Origin of the sequence: Biostraticola tofi, assembly GCF_004343195.1 — a bacterium.
Taxonomy (GTDB): Bacteria; Pseudomonadota; Gammaproteobacteria; order Enterobacterales; family Enterobacteriaceae; genus Biostraticola; species Biostraticola tofi.
Map to the genome: position 1 here is coordinate 134989 of NZ_SMCR01000006.1, position 21647 is coordinate 156635.

General features: G+C 55.3%; 18 protein-coding genes. 7 read left to right on the plus strand and 11 right to left on the minus strand.

Features of this window, described 5'->3' with window-relative positions:
* The first annotated feature begins 91 nt into the window (after window positions 1-91).
* The gene (locus EDC52_RS13530; protein WP_131865868.1) at window positions 92-601 is read left to right on the plus strand and encodes a YehS family protein; all 510 of its coding nucleotides are present in this window, start codon (window positions 92-94) and stop codon (window positions 599-601) included.
* A gap of 120 nt (window positions 602-721) precedes the next feature.
* Here EDC52_RS13530 and EDC52_RS13535 read toward each other — a convergent pair whose 3' ends face one another.
* The 8 genes from EDC52_RS13535 to EDC52_RS13570 all read right to left on the minus strand — a co-directional run bounded on the left by EDC52_RS13535 (window position 722) and on the right by EDC52_RS13570 (window position 10759).
* The gene (locus EDC52_RS13535) at window positions 722-2089 is read right to left on the minus strand and encodes a homoserine dehydrogenase (RefSeq protein WP_131865869.1); all 1368 of its coding nucleotides are present in this window, start codon (window positions 2087-2089) and stop codon (window positions 722-724) included.
* A 43-nt stretch (window positions 2090-2132) separates the two neighbouring features.
* Complete coding sequence (locus EDC52_RS13540) at window positions 2133-3488, minus strand: GntT/GntP/DsdX family permease (RefSeq protein WP_131865870.1); 1356 nt, start codon at window positions 3486-3488, stop codon at window positions 2133-2135.
* A 123-nt stretch (window positions 3489-3611) separates the two neighbouring features.
* Window positions 3612-4385: a DeoR/GlpR family DNA-binding transcription regulator gene (locus EDC52_RS13545; RefSeq protein WP_131865871.1), complete on the minus strand. Its 774-nt coding sequence runs from the start codon at window positions 4383-4385 to the stop codon at window positions 3612-3614.
* Window positions 4386-4402: 17 nt separating this feature from the next.
* Complete coding sequence (gene otnC / locus EDC52_RS13550) at window positions 4403-5041, minus strand: 3-oxo-tetronate 4-phosphate decarboxylase (protein ID WP_131865872.1); 639 nt, start codon at window positions 5039-5041, stop codon at window positions 4403-4405.
* Window positions 5038-6339, minus strand: coding sequence for a 3-oxo-tetronate kinase (gene otnK / locus EDC52_RS13555; protein ID WP_131865873.1), 1302 nt, complete (start codon window positions 6337-6339; stop codon window positions 5038-5040). Before otnK ends, otnC begins: the two co-directional genes overlap by 4 nt.
* A gap of 476 nt (window positions 6340-6815) precedes the next feature.
* Window positions 6816-8243, minus strand: a complete 1428-nt coding sequence (locus EDC52_RS13560; protein ID WP_131865874.1) for a gamma-aminobutyraldehyde dehydrogenase — start codon at window positions 8241-8243, stop codon at window positions 6816-6818.
* Window positions 8244-8379: 136 nt separating this feature from the next.
* Entirely contained in the window at window positions 8380-9786 is a 1407-nt protein-coding gene (gene ygjG / locus EDC52_RS13565; protein WP_131865875.1) for a putrescine aminotransferase, read from the minus strand.
* Window positions 9787-10216: 430 nt separating this feature from the next.
* Entirely contained in the window at window positions 10217-10759 is a 543-nt protein-coding gene (locus EDC52_RS13570; protein ID WP_131865876.1) for a YfaZ family outer membrane protein, read from the minus strand.
* A 226-nt stretch (window positions 10760-10985) separates the two neighbouring features.
* Here EDC52_RS13570 and EDC52_RS13575 point away from each other — a divergent pair, with 226 nt between their 5' ends.
* Window positions 10986-12107: an iron-containing alcohol dehydrogenase family protein gene (locus tag EDC52_RS13575; protein WP_131865877.1), complete on the plus strand. Its 1122-nt coding sequence runs from the start codon at window positions 10986-10988 to the stop codon at window positions 12105-12107.
* Between the two features lie 178 nt (window positions 12108-12285).
* A complete protein-coding gene (locus EDC52_RS13580) occupies window positions 12286-13464 on the plus strand; it encodes an amidohydrolase (protein WP_131865878.1) in 1179 nt (392 codons plus the stop codon).
* A 73-nt stretch (window positions 13465-13537) separates the two neighbouring features.
* Here EDC52_RS13580 and EDC52_RS13585 read toward each other — a convergent pair whose 3' ends face one another.
* The 3 genes from EDC52_RS13585 to EDC52_RS13595 are packed head-to-tail and all read right to left on the minus strand — an operon-like array spanning window position 13538 to window position 15780.
* Window positions 13538-14302, minus strand: coding sequence for an amino acid ABC transporter ATP-binding protein (locus EDC52_RS13585; RefSeq protein WP_131865879.1), 765 nt, complete (start codon window positions 14300-14302; stop codon window positions 13538-13540).
* Between the two features lie 8 nt (window positions 14303-14310).
* Window positions 14311-14979, minus strand: coding sequence for an amino acid ABC transporter permease (locus EDC52_RS13590; protein ID WP_131865880.1), 669 nt, complete (start codon window positions 14977-14979; stop codon window positions 14311-14313).
* A 3-nt stretch (window positions 14980-14982) separates the two neighbouring features.
* Entirely contained in the window at window positions 14983-15780 is a 798-nt protein-coding gene (locus tag EDC52_RS13595; protein ID WP_131865881.1) for a transporter substrate-binding domain-containing protein, read from the minus strand.
* Window positions 15781-16227: 447 nt separating this feature from the next.
* On the opposite strand from EDC52_RS13595, the gene EDC52_RS13600 reads away from it, so the two are divergent.
* The 4 genes from EDC52_RS13600 to EDC52_RS13615 all read left to right on the plus strand — a co-directional run bounded on the left by EDC52_RS13600 (window position 16228) and on the right by EDC52_RS13615 (window position 21536).
* A complete protein-coding gene (locus EDC52_RS13600; protein ID WP_329955559.1) occupies window positions 16228-17493 on the plus strand; it encodes a CapA family protein in 1266 nt (421 codons plus the stop codon).
* Between the two features lie 119 nt (window positions 17494-17612).
* The gene (locus EDC52_RS13605; RefSeq protein WP_131865883.1) at window positions 17613-19241 is read left to right on the plus strand and encodes a sensor histidine kinase; all 1629 of its coding nucleotides are present in this window, start codon (window positions 17613-17615) and stop codon (window positions 19239-19241) included.
* Window positions 19238-19960: a two-component system response regulator DcuR gene (gene dcuR, locus EDC52_RS13610; RefSeq protein ID WP_131865884.1), complete on the plus strand. Its 723-nt coding sequence runs from the start codon at window positions 19238-19240 to the stop codon at window positions 19958-19960. Before EDC52_RS13605 ends, dcuR begins: the two co-directional genes overlap by 4 nt.
* A gap of 163 nt (window positions 19961-20123) precedes the next feature.
* A complete protein-coding gene (locus EDC52_RS13615) occupies window positions 20124-21536 on the plus strand; it encodes an anion permease (RefSeq protein WP_131865885.1) in 1413 nt (470 codons plus the stop codon).
* Window positions 21537-21647 lie beyond the last annotated feature (111 nt).

Genomic DNA, 21647 nt, shown 5'->3' on the forward strand with positions numbered 1-21647 from the left:
CGCCAGCGACCTTTCCCCTGTCGCTGGCAGGAAAATGCCACTATACTGCCCGGCTTGCCTTAACCCAACGTAACAAAATGACAGGCTAACCATGCTGAATAATGATGTACTGCGCAGTCTGCGCTATATGCTCAAAATGAATAATGATCATCTGGTGGACATACTCTCCTCAATGGAGATGGCGATCCCGGCTGTACAAATGGCGAACTTCGTCAAAAAAGAGGAAGAGCCGGGCTTTGTGGCTTGCCCCGACGTGGTGATGGGCTATTTCCTGGATGGCCTGATTATCCGCCTGCGCGGCACGGACCAAGACCGTCCGGCGCCTAAACCGGAACGTCGTATCAACAACAATATTATCCTGAAGAAATTGCGGGTGGCGTTCTCCCTGAAGACCACAGATATCGCCGAGATCCTGGCATCGCAGGATTTCAGGGTTTCACAGCCTGAGTTGAGCGCCATGCTGCGCGCGCCGGATCACAAGAACTATCGGGAGTGCGGCGATCAGCTGCTGCGTTACTTCCTGAAAGGACTGACGGCGCGTATTCGTCAAGCGCCTAGCGGCGGATTGACCACACCGAGTCACTCTCTGAAGATTAAATAAATGGCCACTGAGCGCAGTGGCCATGCAGGGTTTGATACCTGACTGGGTATCAGAGTCTTGCTGACTGGGTATCAGAGTCTTGATGACCGGGTATCAGAGTCTTGATGACCGCGTTATGCGTTAACTCATTTCCTGCCAGGCCTGATGCAGGATCGAATCATCCAGCTCCAGCGCTTCCAGCGGGATCAACTGCCCCGCGGCCACGTCGGCGGTCAGGGTCTTGTTCGCCAGCAGGTAGAACGGCGCAACCCCTGCCGCATCGCTTTTCGCCAACAGGCGGGCGCTGACGTCTGCGATGGTATGATGATGGCCGCCCATGGTCAGCGTTTCGCCCTTGTTCAGCGGACGCTCGGCGTAGCCGGCCATCACCGCATGGATTTGCTGATCGCGGGCACCGGAGGCCCGGCGGTGCAATACCGCTGAAAACAGACTGTGTGGCGATTCGACACCCATAATGTGATATGGCAGGTACAAACAGGCATAACGGCCGTTTTTGCTGACGATATGCCCTTTTTCAGCCAGCATCTGCCAGGTTTCAGCGTCTTTGCAACGCACAATGATGAACACCCCGCCACCGAAGCTGACCTCATCATCCCGGCGCAGGCAGTTGAATACATCGACCACACCGGTCTGGGTCAAGATGCCGCCTTCTGCTGCAGGAATAAACACATCGGCCAGTTCACGGATATGGCAGACCGGATAGTTCAGGGTCGGACAGGCCGGGACGAAACCGATGGAATTGGCGACCACGTTCATTTCGCAGTAATCGGGCGTAGCGCTTTGCGGCAACATTGACAGCAGCGCTGAGCGACGACGTAGCGTAGTGGCAATATCGGCAGCATCCAGATGCCACAGCCCGGCCAGTTCCGGCACCTCTACCTCGGTGCCGGTATAGGTCAGCTTGCCGGTTTCTTGGCTGTACACATAGTCATATTCGCTGGATTTACCGGCGGCAATGATATCGAGCCCCAGCACCCGCGCCCAGGTCACCAGGCCAATCAGATTGCTCGGCTGATCACCGTCCACGGTGGTGTAGACCGCATTATGGCGGATGGCCAGCTGGTTGAGCCAAGGCCCGGCTACCGAATCGGTTTCTTTACTGACCATGCCGACATGGACGCCGCGCTTAAGCGCGGCCACGGCGATGGCAACGCTGATTTCCGGTTTGCCGGTCGCTTCCACCACCATATCGAACGCCAGTCCATCCAGCAGCCGGTAGTCGCTGATGATGACCGTGTCTCCCGCTTGCTGAGCGGCCGCCGCCTGCTCGGCGGTCTGGCACAGCCGGCTGTTATCCTGGCGATAGGAAAGCGAGCGCAGCAGTTCACGGGTGCCGTCAGTATTGATGTCGCACAGGGCAACGATATCGATGGCCGCGATTTCACGACACTGTGCCAGCAGGGAGCGACCAAAGCCGCCGCTGGCTCCGGTGATAGCGATACGGATACGACGATCCTTTAACGCATCAAACAGTAGCTCATAGTTCATCAGTCATTCCTCGTAATAGGTATAGGGCTTATAAAGATCGGGCTTAACCAATCAGGCTGTTAAGCAGCAAGACAAAAATCAGACCCAGCAAGGACTGGAACGACACCAGCAATGTCCAGCTTTTAAATGTTTCACTGACCGTTAGCTTGAAATACTCCTTGTAGAGCCAGAAGCCGGAGTCATTGACGTGGGACAGCATCAGGCCGCCGGTACTGGTCGCCAGCACCAGTAATTCCAGATTGACGCCGCTGTTGGCCGCCAGCGGTGCGATAATGCCGGCGGTGGTCACCACCGCGACGGTAGCCGACCCTATAGCGATCCGGATAAGGGCCGCCACCAGCCAGGCCAGCACCAGCGGTGAAATATTCCAGTGCACTGCCCAGTCGGCGATAAGCGTGCTGACATGGGTCGCCAGCAGCATCTCTTTCAGACCGCCGCCAGCGCCCAGTATCAGGATGATAACGGCGCACGGTCCCAGGCATTTGCCCAGTATTTTCTGCAGTTGCTGCATGGTAAAACCGCTGCGAATGCCCAAGGCATAGACCGCAAACAGCACGGCGATCAGCAACGAGACGATAGGATCGCCCACCGCATTGATGATTTCATACCAGGGGCTCTCTTTGTTTACCAGGCCGATGACCAGTGAACGGGTCATCATCAGCAGCGGCGGCAGCAGGATGGTCAGCATCGCCAGCCAAAATGACGGCGTGCGCGGGGCCTTTTGCGTCTGCGTTTCCTGGGCATCATTATCGGCGTTGAACTGCTGCCGGCCGAGGTCAGGGAAATACTTCATGGCAAAATGGGTAAATACCGGACCGGATAACGCCGCCATCGGTACGGCAATCAGCAGGCCGTAAAGCATCGACATGCCGGCATCCGCATGATAGGTACTCATCGCCAGAGTAGGCGCCGGGTGAGGCAGCAGCAGACCATGGGCCACATAGAGACCGGCGGCCATCGGGATACCGATGCGCAGCAGTTGGCTATGGGTACGGCGGGCAATGGCGTACACCAGCGGGACCAGCATTACAAAGCTGACGTCAAAAAGATGCGGCAAGCCGATCACCAGCGCCGCCACGCAGATGGTCGCCGGGATCCATGACACCGGACCCAGCTTGATAAAGGTATTGGCTATTTTGTCCGCCCCGCCTGACTCAAGCAACAACCCGCCGAGCATCGTGCCAAGCCCGACCACCAGACCGGTGGACCCCAGCACCCCGCCAAAGCCTTTTTCAAAACTTTTAATGGTTTGGGTCGGCGTCAGGCCGGCAGCCAACCCGAGAAAACCGGCGGTAATAATCAGCGCTAGAAAAGGATGAAACTTGAAATAGGTTATCAGCACAATAAGAATAGCGATGGCGCTGATTAATGCCAGAAATTGCGAAATATCAAAATGCATATGTCCTCCGGACGGATAGAGTACAGTTAATTATTATTTTTTATCCCAGATACGGTGCGCAGCGAACTGACTCCCTCAATAAAGTGAAGACATGCTTTACTCTCCAATTCATATAATCTGGTGTTAATGAAGCGTGGCTTTATGTAAACCGATGTGCATCAGCTTTAATTTCTCTTCAATGGTTTCAGGTAATAAATCGTCATAAATAATGTCGTCCAACTCATTCAGCGGGCAAATATGGAACATACCGTATTTCCCGTATTTACTGCTGTCAGAGACCAATACATTACGACGGGCAGATGCCAGTACCGCCTGTTTTACCTGGGCTTTACCTTCATCCGGCGTCGATAGCCCATGTTCAATATCCCAAGAACTGGTGCTGATAAAGGCCACATCTATATTTAATGAGCGGATAAAATTGGCCGCGCTATTCCCCACACAGGATCGATTGCGAATATCTACCTGGCCGCCGGTATGGAAAAGATTAATGTGCGGCATATTCATCAGGAAATCACTGATAGTGAAATCATTGGTAATTATTGTCACTTTCTTTAATTTACTGGCAATACATCTGGCAGCTTCATAAGTAGTGGTCCCCGCATCCAGATAAATAACCTGCCCTGACTCCACCAGTCTTTCGGCCGCTGCGCCAATAGATCTTTTACTCTGATGATGAAGCATGGATTTTTCCAGATAGGGCAATTCCTGCCTGAGCACTTCATTAAGCTTCACGCCGCCGCTTATCGTGACAACTTTGCCCTCTTGCTCCATACACTGTACATCCCGACGCACCGTCATATGGGATACATCCAGCAGTTTGGCCAGATCGCCGATAGTTACCCGCGCATATTGATGCAGGTAGCTGTATATAAAATTACGACGTTCATCTGGCAGCATATGGCTAACCCTCAGGGCTACGATTTTTTAAAGGTCTTTTCCAGGTCGGCTATCTGGCTGTCGGTCAGCATTACCATGCCATGGGGTAGCAATATCAGAAAGAGTCGGGCGGTATCCTCGAGTTCTTCGGCATTGTAAATGGCTTCTCGCAAACTGCCGCCGCTGACCACCGGGCCATGATTTGCCAGCAACATCGCGCTGTGGGTCGGCGCCAGGGCTGCCACTGCCTCGGCCAGCCCACTGTCGCCAGGCCGGTAATAGGGCACCAGCGGCAGCTTGCCGACGCGCATGACGTAATACGGCGTTATCGGCGGCAGACAATTATCCACCTTCAGTCCCGGCAGGCAGGAGACCGCCGTCAGCGCCGGCGAATGCAAATGGACAATGCCGCCGACCGTCGGTCTGCTGCGATAGAATGCCAAATGCATCACCGCTTCCTTGGAGGGACGCTCGCCGGCGATATGCTCGCCCTGGGCGTCCAGCTGACTGAGCGTAGCCGGATCCAGGGTGCCGAAACTGGAGTTGGTCGGCGTAACCAGAAAGCCGCCTTCAGGCAGTCGGCAGCTCAGGTTACCCGCCCCGCCGCTGCTGTAACCACGCATGAAGAGCGAGTGGGCCATCTGGACCATTTGTTCCCGTAGTGCGGTTTCGGTCATTGGTAATGCTCCTGTGCCTGATTGAAAAAATTCTCCTGGCCGAAATTGCCGGACTTCAGCGCCAGCCATAACGGCCGCTGGATGTCCTTCACCCAAGGAACGCCCGGGGCGATAGTCTGACCGATGGTGAAGCCCTTGACGCCAAGTTGCTGGGCCACCAGGCTAGAGGTTTCACCGCCGGCGATAATAAATTTGTTGAAACCCAGGTTCTGCAGTTGGCACGCAATATCGGCAAACAGCTGCTCAATAGCCTGGCCGATAACCGCTGCGCCGTGGCGAGCCTGAATGGCGCCGACTGCCTGGGCTGACTGAGTGGCATACAGCAGCGGCGCAGGGTCGCCTGGCTGGCTGATAACCCATTCCACCAGTTCAGCGGCATAGCGGTGCGCCTCGGTGAGGCAGCGTGCGGCCTCAATCGGACGACACCAGGCAGCGGTAGTAGTCCCGTTATCCGTCGGGGTTGATTGGCTGAGATCAGCCTGCTGGTAACGAGCCACCTGACGGTTGGTCATGGCGGAACAACTGCCGGATAAGATCACGGCGCGCCCGGTCGCCGACGGCAATCTTTCGGTCTTGACCCGTCGGGCTGCGCCTTGGGCCAAGGCTATCGCCCCGCCCAGTCCCGATCCGCCGGTCAGCAGTATCTCTGCTGGCAACGCTGCGGCCAGCAGGGCCAGGTCGCTGTCGTGTTCAATATCCGCTAGCGCATAGCGCACTCCCTGCTGCCTGAGTTGATCCAGGCGCTGAGCGACCGCCTGGCCACCTTGTCTCACCGTCGCCAAGGGAATAAGCCCGGTTTTGCCCTCGGATTGGGCATCCATCACTCTGGGCAGGTAAGCATCGGTCATCGGCGTCAGCGGATGATGCTGCATACCGGACTCATTAAGTGCTACGCCATTCACCAGCAGGTTGCCGCCGATAACCTGCCGATGGTTAACCGGCAGCGCCGGACAAAGTACCGCCATTGACCGCCCGGTCGCCTGCAGTAAGGCATCCGTTACCGGCCCGATATTGCCTTTGGCGGTGGAATCAAAGGTAGAGCAATATTTGAAATATACCCGGCGGCACTGATGGGCGTCGAGCCATGCCAGGGCTTCCAGCGATTCAGCCACCGCCTGCCCGGCCGGGCAGGATCGGGTCTTCAAGGAAATAACCACCGCATCGGTATCGTCCGGCAACCGGACATCGTCGGCCCGTCCATTAAGCTGGATAACCTGCCATCCGGCCTGAGCCATAAAGCTGGCAATATCGGTGGCGCCGGTAAAATCGTCGGCTATCACGCCTAATTTCAAATTCATGCTATCGCTACCTCGGGAAGGTCATGCTGACTGTGTGAAATTTTGGACCGATTTGTTTCACAAAGAGAGGAGCTACATCACAAAAACGGACTCGCCGGAATCGGGAAATAAAAAGATTAATATATTGATAAATATATCTTTTGAGAAATAACTTCGCTTCACACACTCATGTGAATATCTGTGAAGTTATGTGCAACAGCGGTTAACGGCGCTACCCGAGCTGCTGGCTATGGCCGCTAGCCGGGAGCATCACCTCGGGGGAGATAAGCAGCTGGCCCGGGTGCAGGTCCGGGCGTTAATGGCTCAAGGGGTGGCAGGAAGTTGCAAGGGCCAACCCGCACGGTGCGATAGCGGAGATAAACCGGCTATCAGCCGCGGTTGATATAGCGGAGATAAACCGGCTATCAGCCGTGGTTGATATAGCGGAGATAAACCGGCTATCAGCCGTGGTTGATATAGCGAAGATAAACCGGCTATCAGCCGTGGTTGATCATGACATGGCGCACTGCGGTATAGTCTTCCAGCCCATACATTGACATGTCTTTACCGAATCCCGAGAGCTTCTGCCCGCCGTGCGGCATTTCACTGACCAGCATAAAATGGGTATTCACCCAGGTACAGCCATAGTGAAGCCGGGCGCTTAAACGATGGGCGCGGCCAATATCCCGGGTCCAGACTGATGACGCCAGCCCATAGCCAGAGGCATTGGCCCAGCCGAGCACCTGCTGTTCATCATCAAAGGGCGTGATGCTGACAACCGGCCCGAAAACCTCCTGCTGGACAATTTCATCCTCCTGGCGAGCGCCTGCCAGTACCGTGGGCTCGAAGTAAAAACCCGGCCCTGCCATGGGTTTTCCGCCGGTCACGACCTTGATATGCGGCAAGCGGCTGGCCCGAGCGACAAATCCGGCCACCTTCTGCAAGTGGTCAGCCGATATCAGCGGACCGAGTTCGGTCTGCTGATCATTGGGGTCACCGACCTTTAATGACGCAACAGCCTGACCGAGCTTTTCGACCAGTGATGCATAGACGCCGCGCTGGACATAAAGCCGGCAGGCAGCAGTACAGTCCTGTCCAGCATTATAAAAACCGAAAGTCCGTACCCCTTCCACCACCGCATCCAGCGAGGCATCATCGAATACGATAACCGGCGCCTTGCCGCCCAGTTCCATATGGGTCTTTTTAATCCCGCCGGCGGTGTGGGCAAGGATATGCGCCCCGGTAGCAATCGAACCGGTCAGCGATACCATGCTGACTTTGTCATGACCGGTAAGCGCATCGCCAATCCCATCGGCAGTTCCCAGCAGAACATTAACCACCCCGGCCGGGAAAATACCGGCCAGCAGCGTGGCCAGATACAGGGTGGTCAGCGGCGTCTGGTCGGCGGGCTTGAGCAGCACGCAATTGCCTGCCGCCAGGGCAGGCGCCAGCTTCCATGCCGCCATCATTAAGGGATAATTCCACGGAGTAATCGAGGCCACCACCCCAATGGGATCACGGCGGATAAACGAGGTATGGCCCGCCAGATATTCCCCCGCCGCACTGCCGCCGAGGCAGCGGGAAGCGCCGGCAAAAAAACGGAACACATCGGCCACGGCCGGGATTTCATCACTGAGCACCGCATGCAGCGGCTTACCGCAGTTCAGCGACTCCAATCTGGCCAGCTCAGCGGCGTGCTGCTCGATGGCATCAGCCAATTGTAACAACAGACTGGCTCGGGTTTGCGGCGTTGTCTGGCTCCACTGCTCGAACGCGCGTTCTGCCGCCGTTGCCGCCGCATCTATTTGTGTCAGGCTGGTTTGTGACAACGTCACGATGACCTCCCCAGTCGCCGGATTGACCACCTGCAGGGGCGCGCCTTCACCGGCCACCTTTTCGCCATTAATCAACAGCTTATCATTCATCGTCTGCTTCCTTCTTAGGCATCTTCAGTCTGGATGACCGTTACCGCTAGGCCGGATTAACCCGTGGACAGTGCGGCATGGACGGCAGTGGCCGGATTAACCCCTCGTCTGTGGGGTATTAACGGATGTAGCCGGATTAACCCGTAGGCAGTGCGGCATTGACGGTAGTGGCCTGAACCGGCTTGCGCAGGGTTTCCACTACCTCGCCGGCGGTGCTGAGTACCTGCTGGCATAACTCCAGCGTAATGGTCAGGGGAGGCTCGATACGGATAGTGGTGGCATTGTTCAAGGTGCCGGCCACCAGTACCTGGCGGCGGAACATTTCCTGAGCAAAACGGTAGCCCATTTCATTGTTAACGAAAGCCAACCCGATCAGCAGCCCCTTGCCACGAGCTTCCACAATGATATCCGGATAGCGGGCGGCCAGGCTTTTCAGTCCATCGAGTAAAAACTGGCCCTGGACCATGGCCTGACGCGGTAGATCGTGCTCGAGCAGGTAATTGATCGCGGCCAGTGCGGCGGCACAGGCCAACGGATTGCCGCCGAAGGTGGTGGTATGCAGGAATGGATTGTCAAACATGACCGAGAACACTTCTTCGGTGGCAATGGTTGCGCCTATCGGCATCACCCCGCCGCCGAGGGCTTTGGCGAGGCACAGGATGTCCGGCTGAATACCGGCATGCTCGCAGGCAAACATTCTGCCGGTGCGCCCCATGCCGGTCTGCACTTCATCGAGTATCAGCAGAGCGCCGACCTCGTCGCACAGCTGGCGAACCGCGCGCAGATAATCATCGGGCGGAATATTGACGCCGCCTTCACCCTGAATCGGCTCCAGCACAATCGCCGCCACGCCTTCACCCCTGTTATTACACCGGAATACCCGCTCTCTCATCGCCTCGATATCACCGAACGGCACATGATGAAAGCCGGGCAGCAGCGGCATGAAGGGCCGCCGAAATGCCGCTTTAGCGGTCGCAGACAGGGCGCCGAGGGTTTTACCATGAAATGCGCCGTGGGCGGCGATAAAGGTATATTTGCCGCGTGTGGATTGATAAGCCTTGGCCAGTTTCAGCGCCGCCTCGACCGATTCGGTGCCGCTATTGCTAAAGAAACTGTATTTGAGGGAGCCCGGCGCCAGGGCGCAGAGGGTTTTTGCCAGCATACCGCGCAGCGGATCAAGCAATTCCTGGCTGTGCAGAGGCTGTTTAGCTAACTGGTGTTCTACCGCAGAGATAACAGCTGGATTACGGTGCCCCACATTGAATATGCCGAAACCGCCCAGGCAGTCGATATATTCATTTCCCCGGGTATCGAGCAGCGTATTCAAACTGCTGGCCCGCCATTCTACGGCTCCGTAATCCCCGCTGGTCGTCACTGACTTGCGATATTCCAAAAAGGCCGGGTTAACGTACTCTTTAAAACTCTGGAGGGTGTCCTGATTAAGCAACGTGCTTTCTTCAAACGAGAGTGAGGGTTTTTCTATCCATTCGAGGGCCTGTCTGGCACAGGCAGCGGCGTCGAGAGTCTGACTCTTAGCTTTCATGATAAGCCCCTGGGTAATTAGCATTACCTTCAGTTAACGGTTACGTCACGGTAAACTCGCATGACAGTCGCACAGCGGGTGTGGAACGACAGGGTATGGCTGACTGAACATCGTCATCGATACCTGCAAGGCTCATGCCAGGGCATCTGAAGCCTCGACCGGCGCCTGATACGACCCCGCGGCGCTAGCCTGACGGCTCAGCGCAGACGGCTCCGGTATTGCCATTACGCCCTAGGCGGTACCGGGCAACGGCAATTTGGGATTAATCTCATAATAACTATTGGTTAAAAAAAGCGAAACGGCAACTGCCGCCTCACATTTTCATGCTCCAGGCCTCATTTCTCGTGGTTGTCTGCCATATTGTGGTGCCAACGTCGGCATTCGCCCTGTTACGGTGCGATTGCGTTGACTTTTTGCTGACCGCATCGCATCAGAAATGAACGCTGCCGCCCAGATAAATGCCATCGGCTATGCGGCTGCTGTGGCCATTGCGGCCTTCCAACATCAGATAACGGTAGCCAAGGGAAACGCTGGTAAGCATGATCGGGGTGAATCGCAGGCCTGCAGTGGCTTCGGTATAGTTTTTCAGGCCGCTGGAGAGCGAATCCGGCGAGTAGTAATAATCGCCATACAGGCTGAACATCGGGAAGAAGCTAAACGACGCACCGGCACCTACCGCCAGCACCAGACCGTCTTCACTGAATTTGGGACTGGTGTAGAGTGCTCTGCCGCCGGCGGCAACCATCACCGGCCCGAGCGGAATACGGTAATCGAGCCCCAGGCCTGTCACCGTGCCCTGCTTGTCGTTATCTACCCAGGTGCCGCTCAGACCAAGTCCGGGGGAATCGGTGCCCAGTCCGATACCGGCGCGCGTGTACTGCCTGCCTAGCTCTCCGCCTACGCTAATGGCCTGCGCCGCAGTGCTGGCCAACAGCAATACGGCGGCTGCACCGGCTGTGTTGAAGTTTTTCATAAGGTCCTTCCTGAAAATGATAATAACCGCCCGTACTTTAGCAGCCCAGCCAGTTGATAAATCAGCCGAATAGCGCCAGTAAGCATGGCCTTAACTGCCCTTCGGACCAGCCAATTAATGCAAATAGACAGACATTTTTGTTGTTTTGCCCGGCAGCCGGGATCTGGTAAGAGAATAAGTCTCTTTTCTATCCTCAACTGACGTGACTTATCTTAAGGGCTTAATTGTGATTGCTATCAAATCGCCGGAACACTACCTCAATCAGGATGGTCTTACCGGCCGTGTGGGTGAATATGTCTCTCCCTATGCCAAGCGTATCGCCATCATTACCAGTCCGACCGCCTGGCAACTGACCAGAACCGACATTGAACGCAGCCTGGCGGAGTATCAGGTAACTTATAGCCTGCTGTATCTGCGCGGTCCCTGCACGCGAGAACTTATCGACTCTCTGGCCGACACTGTCTGCGACGACGGAGCGCAGGCCATCCTGGGCATTGGCGGAGGCCGCGTGATGGATGCCGCCAAAGCCGTTGGCCATGTCACCGGCGGCTTGCCGGTGATAAACCTGCCGACCATCGCCGCCACCTGCGCCGCCTGGTCGCCGATAAGCGTGATTTATGATGAGCGCGGCGGCCATCAGGGTCCGCTTGATCTGGCCCGTTTGCCGGTATGGGTATTGGTGGACAGCGAGCTGATTGCCAAAAGCCCGGTGCGCTATTTGAAGGCCGGCATTATCGACGGACTGGCCAAGTGGTATGAGTTCTCCCCTTATCAGCGCAGCGGTGATGGATCCCTCGGTCTGCTGGTCAAAGCGCAGGCCGCCCGCCTGGCCCAGCAAGTCTTTGCCCATGACGGCGTACAGGCGGTTGAGGACAATCAGCAGCAGCGGGTCACGCCGGCATTGAGAAACGTCATCGACGGCGTTATCGCCCTGGCAGGCCTTGCCAACAGCGTGCGCGATGATATTGCCCGCATCGGTGTGGCCCATGCAATCCATAACAGTATTACCCATCATCAGGCGTTTCATCATCTGCTGCATGGTGAAAAAGTGGGCTTCGGGCTGGCGGTGCAAGGATTGCTCGAGTATCCGCTGGACGCGGACCGGCAAGAGCTACTGCAATTACTGGTGGCCTTTGACGCGCCCGTCACGCTGGACTTGCTCGGCCTGGATGTTGCCGACAGCGCCACCCTCGGCGCCATTGCCGCCGGCGTACGTATTGCGCCATCGGTGCTTGCCCGTTTGCCATTTGAAGTGGATGCTGACCGGATCACCCGCGCTATCCTGGCCACCGCTGATCTGAATGTGGAAGGCATCAGGCAGGCACGCCTGGCGGCTACAGCGGCCTGATGCAGCCGCAAAGGGGGTTAAACGCGGGTATAGGCTTAACATGCACTATGTTATGCCAAAGAATTATCATATAACCATTAGATATACTATACAGTGCTAAGCCTCATGCTATGCTCTACATTCATCTGCTTAGCCGGCATCAGGCCGGTGCTGTTACTGACCCTGGGAGGGGGCGATAATGAATACCGAAACACACTGTAAAGCCTTAGCCCAGTTTATTGAATCCTTTCGTCATGACTTACATCGTTTTCCAGAACTGTCCTCGCAGGAATTCCAGACGACCGGTAAAATTCGCCAGGCGCTGGAAAGCGCCGGTGTCAGGGTGCTTAATCTGCAGCTTGAGACCGGCCTGGTCGCCGAGCTGGGCAAGCCGCACCAGGGACCGTTGGTCGTGCTGCGCGCGGATATCGACGCCCTGCCGATAAACGAGCAGTCCGGCGTTGAATATGTGTCGCAACATCCGGGTGTCATGCATGCCTGTGGCCATGACTTCCATACCTCAGCCGCCTTGGGCGCCGCCCTGTTGCTCAAACAGTCGGAAGACGCATTGCCGGGACGCGTCAGGATCCTGTTCCAGCCGGCGGAGGAAACCGGGGTTGGCGCGGCTCAGATCGTTAAAAGCGGCGCGCTTGACGGCGCTGATGTAATTTTCGGCATCCATAATGATCCGTTGCTGCCGATCGGTGTGGTGGGCAGCAAGGCCGATGCCCTGACCGCCGGCGTCGACAGGTTCGAAATCCTGGTAACGGCCAAAGGGGGGCATGCGGCGATTCCCCAGGAAAGCAATGACCCGGTGATTATTACCGGCCAGCTGATTACCGCCATTCAGACCCTGGTCAGCCGTAACATCTCATCCAACGATAATGCGGTGGTGTCGATTACCCAGGTCCACAGCGGCAATACCTGGAATGTGATCGCTGATTCCGCCTATCTGGAAGGCACGGTACGTACCTTTTCGCCACCGGTGCGGCAAAAAATCGAACAGCGCCTCCGGCAGGTCATCAGCGGCATGGCTCAAGCGTTCGACGCCGGCATCGAGCTTCGCTGGCATGCAGGCCCGCCGTCAGTATTAAACAGCGCCGAATGGGTAGACTTTTCACTTCAGGTGGCCGAGGGGGAAGGTTTTAAGTCACGCCGTATCGAAGCCAGCCCGATTGGCGAGGACTTTTCATACTATCAGCAAAAGATCCCCGGCGCGTTCATGATGGTCGGATCAGGCGGGCCTTATTCCCTGCACCATCCCAAATTCCGCGTCGATGACCGGGCGCTGTTTCCGACTGCCCGCTATCTGGCGGCACTGGCCAGGCAAAGCCTGGCTCAGTTAGCGGCCGCCAGCCCGCAGGTGGATGTCGCCTAACGTCACCAGTGACGGCTAAACTCCTGGGATTGAGGCTCAATGCCAGGCGGTCATCAGCTGTTTTGCCACTCACTTACCGGCCAGGTCCAGATTCGGGCGTTGTGGGTTGATGAACAGTTTGTAGAAACCGTGCCGTGCGGGCATGTTGTGGCGCACCGAACACTTGTTCAGGTGTACCATCCTCCAGAATGACGCCTTCATCCATAAAGATAATCCGATCGGCAATATCGCGTGCAAACGCCATTTCATGGGTCACCAATAGAATGGTGGTCTGATGATCGATAATCGCCCGTATCACCTGCAGTACTTCGTTAACCAGTTCCGGGTCGAGCGCCGATGTCGGCTCATCAAGCAGCATCACCCGCGGACTCACTGCCAGGGCGCGCGCAATTGCCACCCGCTGCTGCTGGCCGCCGGAGAGCCGTGAAGGGTAGCTGTCCGCCTTTAGCGATAAGCCGACTTTATCCAGCAGCGCCAGGCCAATTGCATTGGCTTGTTGCCGGGGCATCTTCTTACCAATGATCAATGACTCGGTTATATTTTCCAGGGCCGTCTTGTTTTTAAACAGGTTGTAATGCTGGAACACCATCGCCGTCTGCTGGCGTAGTTGGTTGGCATCGGCTCGGCTCATGGACGCCACATCCAGCCTCTGGGAGCCGATAGTCATTTGCCCACTCTGAGGCGTTTCCAGCAAATTAACACAGCGCAGCAGTGTGGACTTACCTGAACCAGAGGGACCGATAATGGCCACAACTTGTCCTTGGGCAACCTCAAGAGAAATATCATGCAGCACCTGAGTGGCACCATAGGATTTATTCAGCTTAGTGATTTTTAACATGTAAGACCCTAGTTATACGGCCGATTCAACCGAGTCTCCAGCCGTTTTTGCAGCAGGGTCAGCAGTATGGTCACTGCCCAGTAAATCAACGCCACCGCAATATAGCTTTCAAGGAAGCGAAACGAATTACTGGCGATAATTTTGGTCTGGGAAAATATTTCGGTCACACCGACGGTAAACGCCAGGGATGATTCCTTAATCAGCATAATCAGGTAATTACTCATGCCTGGAATGGCGATACGCACCGTTTGCGGCAATATCACCCGGCGAAACCCCTGCCAGCGCGTTAGGCCGACCGACAGACAGGCCTCCATCTGTCCCGGATCTACCGAACTCATCGCCCCGCGAAACTCTTCGGCCAGATTAGCGGCGTTTTTGAAACTGAGGGCGATGATAGTGGCGCTGATGGCATTGATAAAACTTATCCCGGGAAACAGCTGCGGAATACCGAAATAGAAAATAAACAACGTGACCAGCGTCGGCACCGAGCGAAAGAACGAAATATAGAGTTCAGCCAGATGAGACAGTAGCGGAGTCCGATGACGGATCAAAACCGCCAGCAGCAGCCCCATCAATGACGCTATAATCATGGATGTGACCGCCAGAAACAGCGTCATCGGCAGATAAGCGATCAAAGCCGGCAAGGCGGTAATCATGAAGCCCAGATCAAAATTCATTGCTTAGTTTTCCTTGCTTACGTCCTGCTTAAGCCACTGCTCAGACAGTTTCGTCAGCGTGCCATCTTGGGAAAGCTCATCCAGCGCCTGTTGAAATTTTCCTCGCAGGTCATCTCCTTTTGGCGTTTTGACAAAAGGAAAAGCTTCCTGGTAACGATATACCGGATCTCCGGCCAGCTTCAGCGGCAGGCGTGAACTGGCAATAAGTAATTGCGCACCCGCACGGTCCATGATGTAGGCGTCGAGACGACCAAGAGCTACGTCTTGAACGATCACGCTCGGATCTTCGTAGGTATTGATGGTTATACCAGCGTCGGGGTAGTTTTTACGCAGAAAATTCTCTTTGCTGCTGCCGACATCTACCCCCAGCTTTTTGCCCTTCAAGTCTTCAATACGGTTAATGCTATTATCATTTTCGCGCACGACTAATTGAGCGCCGGAATAAATATAAGTCGGTGAGAATTGATACTTTTCGCGTCGTTTGTCGTTGACTTCAACCTGATTGGCGATGGTCTCGATTTTACCGGAATCCAGCATGCCAAAAAGCCCGGTCATGTCGGCCGAGGTAAGTTGCACCCGATCATAGCCGAGCTTTTTGGCCACCGCTTCAATCACCGCGATGTCATAACCTTCGAAATCCTGGCCATTTTGCTTAGAGGAAAATCCAATACTGACGCCGAAAGTCCCTACCTGCAGCACCTTTCCCTGGGAAGCCGCCTGCTTATCGGCAGCATCGCAACCCACCAGAGCCAAGGTGGCTGCCAGTATTAATGCACACCACCCATTTGCAACATTTTTCATCCTATTCCTCCATTCTGCCTATATGCCAAAAAAAACGCCCCTGTAATAGGGGAACGCGGGTTAAAGGGCGGTCATTTTACTCATAAGCGTTGGTTATAGCGTTATGTAGGTCCAAAAAACCTATAACTTAAGGAAATAATATATATCAATCGGTTATATCATGTTACCACTCACTATTAACGCTGCCCTTGCGCCTTACCGGGTATAAATGAATAATACCCTCCAAATTATCGATCCTACGCTGATGTTTTACCCGCAACGACTTACTCTCGGAACATCGCTTTCCTTAAGTACAACGCATACCCGTTGCCCATTATTAAATTAAGCCGGTAAACATCTACAACATTTAACGAACCGTATATAGAGGTTTCAACCATGCGTATTATTGCCTGCGGCGATGCTCTTTTTTCTAGCCGGAGTCTCGCTAAAAGACTGGATAAGAGACTGGTGGCTAAACTCGCAGATGCTGATGCGGTCTTTGCTAATGCGGAATTCTGCTGCCCTAAGCACACTACCCCGCCGGCCGCCGGCCGTGGTTACATAACCGCGGTAAAGCCCGAAACCCTGGACGAATTCGTCAACCTCAATATAAAAATGGTCTCTTTTGCCAATAACCATACCGGTGATTTTGGCTGGCAGGGGGTTGTCGACACCATAGAAGCAGCGGAAAAGCGCGGCCTGATTCACTGCGGCATTGGCCGCAGTCTGGAAGATGCCCGCACCGCACGCTTCCTTGATACACCCAATGGCCGGGTAGCTGTGGTTGCCGTCTGCACCACCCGCTCGGAAGTCTTCGCCGGTAGCACAGCAGGAGCGGGAGTCGCTGCCCGTCCAGGCCTTAATCCCCTCCGCTGGGGGCGATCTTATGTGTTGCCTGATAAAGAATTTTTTCAATTACAGGATATGACTGAACTGTTAGGCACCGCGGCCAGCACGCGAGAAGGGGCACGCATCGAAGTCATGCCTGACCAAGGGCCTGACAGCTTCAAATTCGGCTCACTGTTTGAAAGTGCGGTCCAAATTGAGCGTGGTGAGCGGGCACAGGTCCGTACCTGGATGAATCCCAAAGACTGCGACGCCATTTTGAAAAGTGTCCGCGATGCCGTCAACCGCGCCGATGCAGTGATCCTTAGTCTGCACACGCATGAAGGAGAGGATGACAATTGGTATTCTGAGCTGCCGCCGGCCTTTATTGAAGACTTTGCCCGGCAGGCCATCGACGCGGGCGCCCATGCCGTGGTCGGACATGGCGCTCATTTCTTGCGTGGCATCGAAATTTACCGAAAAAGACCAATATTCTATAATCTGGGCTCCATTCTGATGGAATTCGAAGCGGGGGAATCTATCGTCGCGCCGGAAATGTATGAGGCCTATGGTTATGCTAATGATGCCCGCCCATCGGATCTTCATCGTGCCCGGGCCAAGGATAAAGACGGCAACTTCCACGGCTTCGCCTCGGAGTCCCGTTTCTCCAAAAATTGCCTGGCGGCGCTTCAAATCGAAAATGACGCCGTGTGTTTCACCCTCACGCCGCTTGATCTTGGCATGAGTCGCCCTCGTCCGCTTGAGCGTGGCCTGCCGGTGATTCCTGACGCGGCGATGGGTCATGAAATCGCCGCCGACCTGACTCGACTGAGTAAAAAATACCATACCGTGCTGCGCTACGATGAACAGACCGGCACCATTGCCCTCGCAGTAGAACAACCCCAGTGACGATCCGGGCTGTTGCGCCGCGGGGGCGCAGCCCGGATGGGGCATGCGGCCGGTGATAAGTTACCGCGATAATAATGTCTTTGGATGCATTCATTCCCGCTTTTATTCCCGGAGCATCAATGAACACTCCTCGCCCCCGCACCACACGCAGAAAACCCTTGAAGTTGGGTATATCGGTAGCGCTGATGGTCAGCGCTGTGCTGGTGTCGGTGTTGCTGGCGGTTCACGCCCTGCACTTTTACCAGCTCAGCCATATTACACGCGAAAACCTACAGGATAAGGCCGAGAACGTTGGACGTACCCTGGCGGACAGTCCGACCCTGCAAAGCGGTCTGCTGCTGCCGCCGGATGCATTGCTGATACAGAATTATGCCGAGCGTGTCCGTGAGCACAATAACCTGTTATTCGTGGTGGTTACCAATATGGCCGGTATTCGCTACTCCCACCGCGATCCAACCTTGATAGGCAAACCCTTTATCGGCGAAGACCTGCAGCCGGCGCTACAGGGCAAGGAAAATACCGCGGTCAACCGGGGGGTGCTTGATGAAGCGCTGCGGGTTTTTGTGCCGATATTCGACCAGCAGCATCGCCAACTGGGCGTGGTAGTGGTAGGCATTTCCCTGTCCAACGTGGCCGCAGTGGTCAATGAGACCCGCTGGAGCATTCTCTGGACGGTGCTGTTCGGCATGCTGGTCGGCTCGCTGGGTACCTGGGCATTGGTCTATGCGCTAAAACGCATCATGCTGGGCTTTGAACCCTATGAAATTTCCGACCTGTTCGAGCAGCGCCATGCCATGCTCCAATCGATTAAGGAAGGAGTAATCGCCGTTGACGCCGATGCCCATATCCAGGTCATCAACCAGGAAGCCAAGCGGATGTTTACGCAGCAAGTCTCGCTGGAAACGCTGCTGGCTGGCAATGATGTCGCTAATTGGCCGATGTTGGCAAGCCTTCAGCAGGTGCTCATTAGCGGCATCCCCCGCCGTGACGAGGAAATCAGTTTCAAGGGACGGCTGTTGCTGACCAATACCGTTCCAATAGTAACAAATGGTATTATTACTGGAGCAATCTGTACCTTTCGTGACAAAACCGAAGTCAGCCAACTGGTACAGCGTTTAACCGGAATGGTGAATTACGCCGATGCGCTGCGGGCTCAATCCCATGAATTTATGAATAAGCTGCATGTTATTCTCGGCCTGTTGCATATGAAGTCCTATCCCCAGTTGGAAGACTTTATTCTGAAAACAGCGACTGATTATCAGGCTGAGATCGGTTCCCTGCTGGCAAAAATAAAATCGCCGGTGATCGCCGGCTTTCTGTTGGGTAAAATCAACCGGGCCCGCGATGCCGGTATTGCGCTGTCCGTCAGTGAAGACAGTCTGCTGCCCGCTACCGACGACGAACGGACCACCACTGCCCTGATTACCGTGCTGGGTAACCTGATTGAAAACGCGCTGGATGCCCAACAAAACCAATCAAAAGGTGAAATCCACGTCAGCTTCCACCATCAGGCGAACATCCTGCACTGTGTCGTCGGTGATGACGGTCCCGGGATAACTGCCGGGCACGACGACGACATTTTCCAGCAGGGATTTTCGACCAAAGGCGAAGGCCGCGGGCTGGGGCTTAGCCTGGTTCGACAGTGTCTGGACTCGCTGGGCGGTTCTATTACCGTCGAGTCGGAGCCTGGGGTTTATACTCAGTTTTATCTCCATCTTCCCTATAAAAACGTAACGGTGACATCGTGATAAATGTGCTGGTCGTCGATGATGACGCCATGGTAGCCGAGCTTAATCGCTGCTACCTGAATCAGATAAGCGGCTTTAGCTGCTGCGGTACCGTTTCTACGCTGCAGCAGGCCAAAAACCGCATCCTGCAGGACCCGCCGGACATCGACCTGGTGCTGCTTGATGTCTATATGCAACAGGAAAACGGCCTGGATCTCTTGCCGATCATCCGGGAGTTCTGCCAGCAGATCGACGTCATCGTGATTTCCTCGGCCAGCGATGCCGCCACCATCAAAAAGGCGTTGCAGTATGGGGTGGTGGATTACCTGATAAAACCATTCCAGTTCAGCCGCTTTGAAGAAGCCCTTGGCGCTTACCGTGAAAAAAAGACGCTGCTGGAACAGCACGACTGTTATCAACAGTCTGATGTGGACCGGCTGCTGCGACGGACCGATCCCCAGGCAACCGATCCAGAAAAGCTGCCCAAGGGGCTGACGGTGCCGACCTTGCGTACGGTGTGCGAATGGATAGATAGCCATCCCGACATCGAATTTTCGACCGATAATCTGGCGGCCGCGATTGGTATTTCCCGGGTATCCTGCCGAAAATACCTTATTTACCTGACCCAGACCAAGATCCTGACCACGCATATCCAGTATGGTGTCACCGGCCGACCGGTTTATCTTTACCACCTCCTGCCTCTTCAGCAAAGCCGCCTGAAGCAGCATTGCGTCATTTAACGGAGAAGATAACGCCTGGGCCGACCAGGCGTTGCTCTTTTTTGCCTGAACGCCGAGCCTCTGAATGTCAGCTGCCGCCGGGCCAGTAAATAACCTTGTGCGCCGGCAGTATGATTAACTTGGTTAAATGATGAATGACTTTTCATAATGAGGTGCCGACCTGATGTCGATGTTTAGAACCCGTATGGGAAAAATGCTGCTTATCATACTGGTGGGCCTCTGTGGGTGGTTCAGCCCGATTCCGCAAGGTGTCGATCCACAGGCATGGCATCTGATGGGCATCTTTGCGGCGACGGTCATCGGACTGATTCTGTCGCCCTATCCGCTGGGCGCAATGGCCGTGTTCAGCTTAACGGTAGTGGTGGCAACCGGTCTGCTGAATATGAAAGCGGTACTGGCCGGGTTCGCCGATCCCACTATCTGGATGATCGCCTGTGCTTTCTTCATCTCGCGCGGTTTTATCAAAACCGGCTTTGGTCGCCGGGTCGGTTATGCCTTTATCAGCAAGCTCGGACACAGCTCCCTCGGCCTGGCTTATGGCCTGGTGCTGACCGATTTGCTGTTTGCCCCGGCCATGCCCTCAACCTCAGCGCGCTGCGGCGGCATTATCACGCCATTATTCCGCTCCATTGCCGAAGCCTATGAGTCGACGCCTGAAAGGGGCACCGAGCGGCGGATTGGCGCCTTTCTGGTTCAGTGTATTTTTCAGTGCAATGCCATCACCTGCGCTATGTTTTTGACCTCGATGGCGGGAAACCCAATGGTAGGTAAACTGGCAGGATCCCTGGGCATAACCATTACCTGGACCCAGTGGGCGGTGGCCGCCATCGTTCCCGGACTGGTATCGCTGGCGGTTATTCCGCTGCTGTTGTACCGTTTTTATCCGCCGGAGCTCAAAAAAACGCCGGAAATGCGCCTCATGGCGATTGAAAAGCTGCGTGAAATGGGGCCGATGACGCGCAATGAATGGATTGTACTGCTGGTATTTGTCGGCTTGGTCGCGCTGTGGGTGTGTGGCGCAGCGCTTGATATCGATGCTACCCTGACCGCCTTTGCTGGTCTGGCAGTGCTGCTGCTGACCGGGGTGCTAAACTGGGATGATGTCATCAGTGAAAAAGAAGCCTGGCATACCATGGTGTGGTTTGCGGTGCTGCTGACGCTGGCGAGCCAGTTGAACCAACTGGGATTTGTCACCTGGTTCGGCGGTGAAATCGCCCAATCGGTGCAGGGCATGAACTGGATACCGATGCTGGGCATTCTGCTGCTGGCCTACTACTACAGCCATTATATGATGGCCAGCGCCATTGCCCATATCAGCGCCATGTATGCCATTTTTGTCTCGATAGCCATCGCTGCCGGGGCCCCGCCCATGCTCACGGTGCTGGTGTTCGGCATGTTCAGCAATCTGTACATGGCGACGACTCACTATTCCGGTGGGCCGGCGCCGATTCTGTTCGGCTGTAATTTCATCCCGCTGGCAACCTGGTGGAAAATAGGTTTTCTGATAAGTCTGGTGGTGATTCCTATCTGGCTGATTCTGGGCAGCGCCTGGTGGAAAGTGCTGGGTTTCTGGTAGCGGCAGCGCCAAAAGTCCGATCAGGCGGGTCGCCTTGAGCATACGGAAATATCCTTTTCTTTGAACCAACGCGCATTTCAGCGCGTTGTTTACTGGTATGCCGAGTAAACC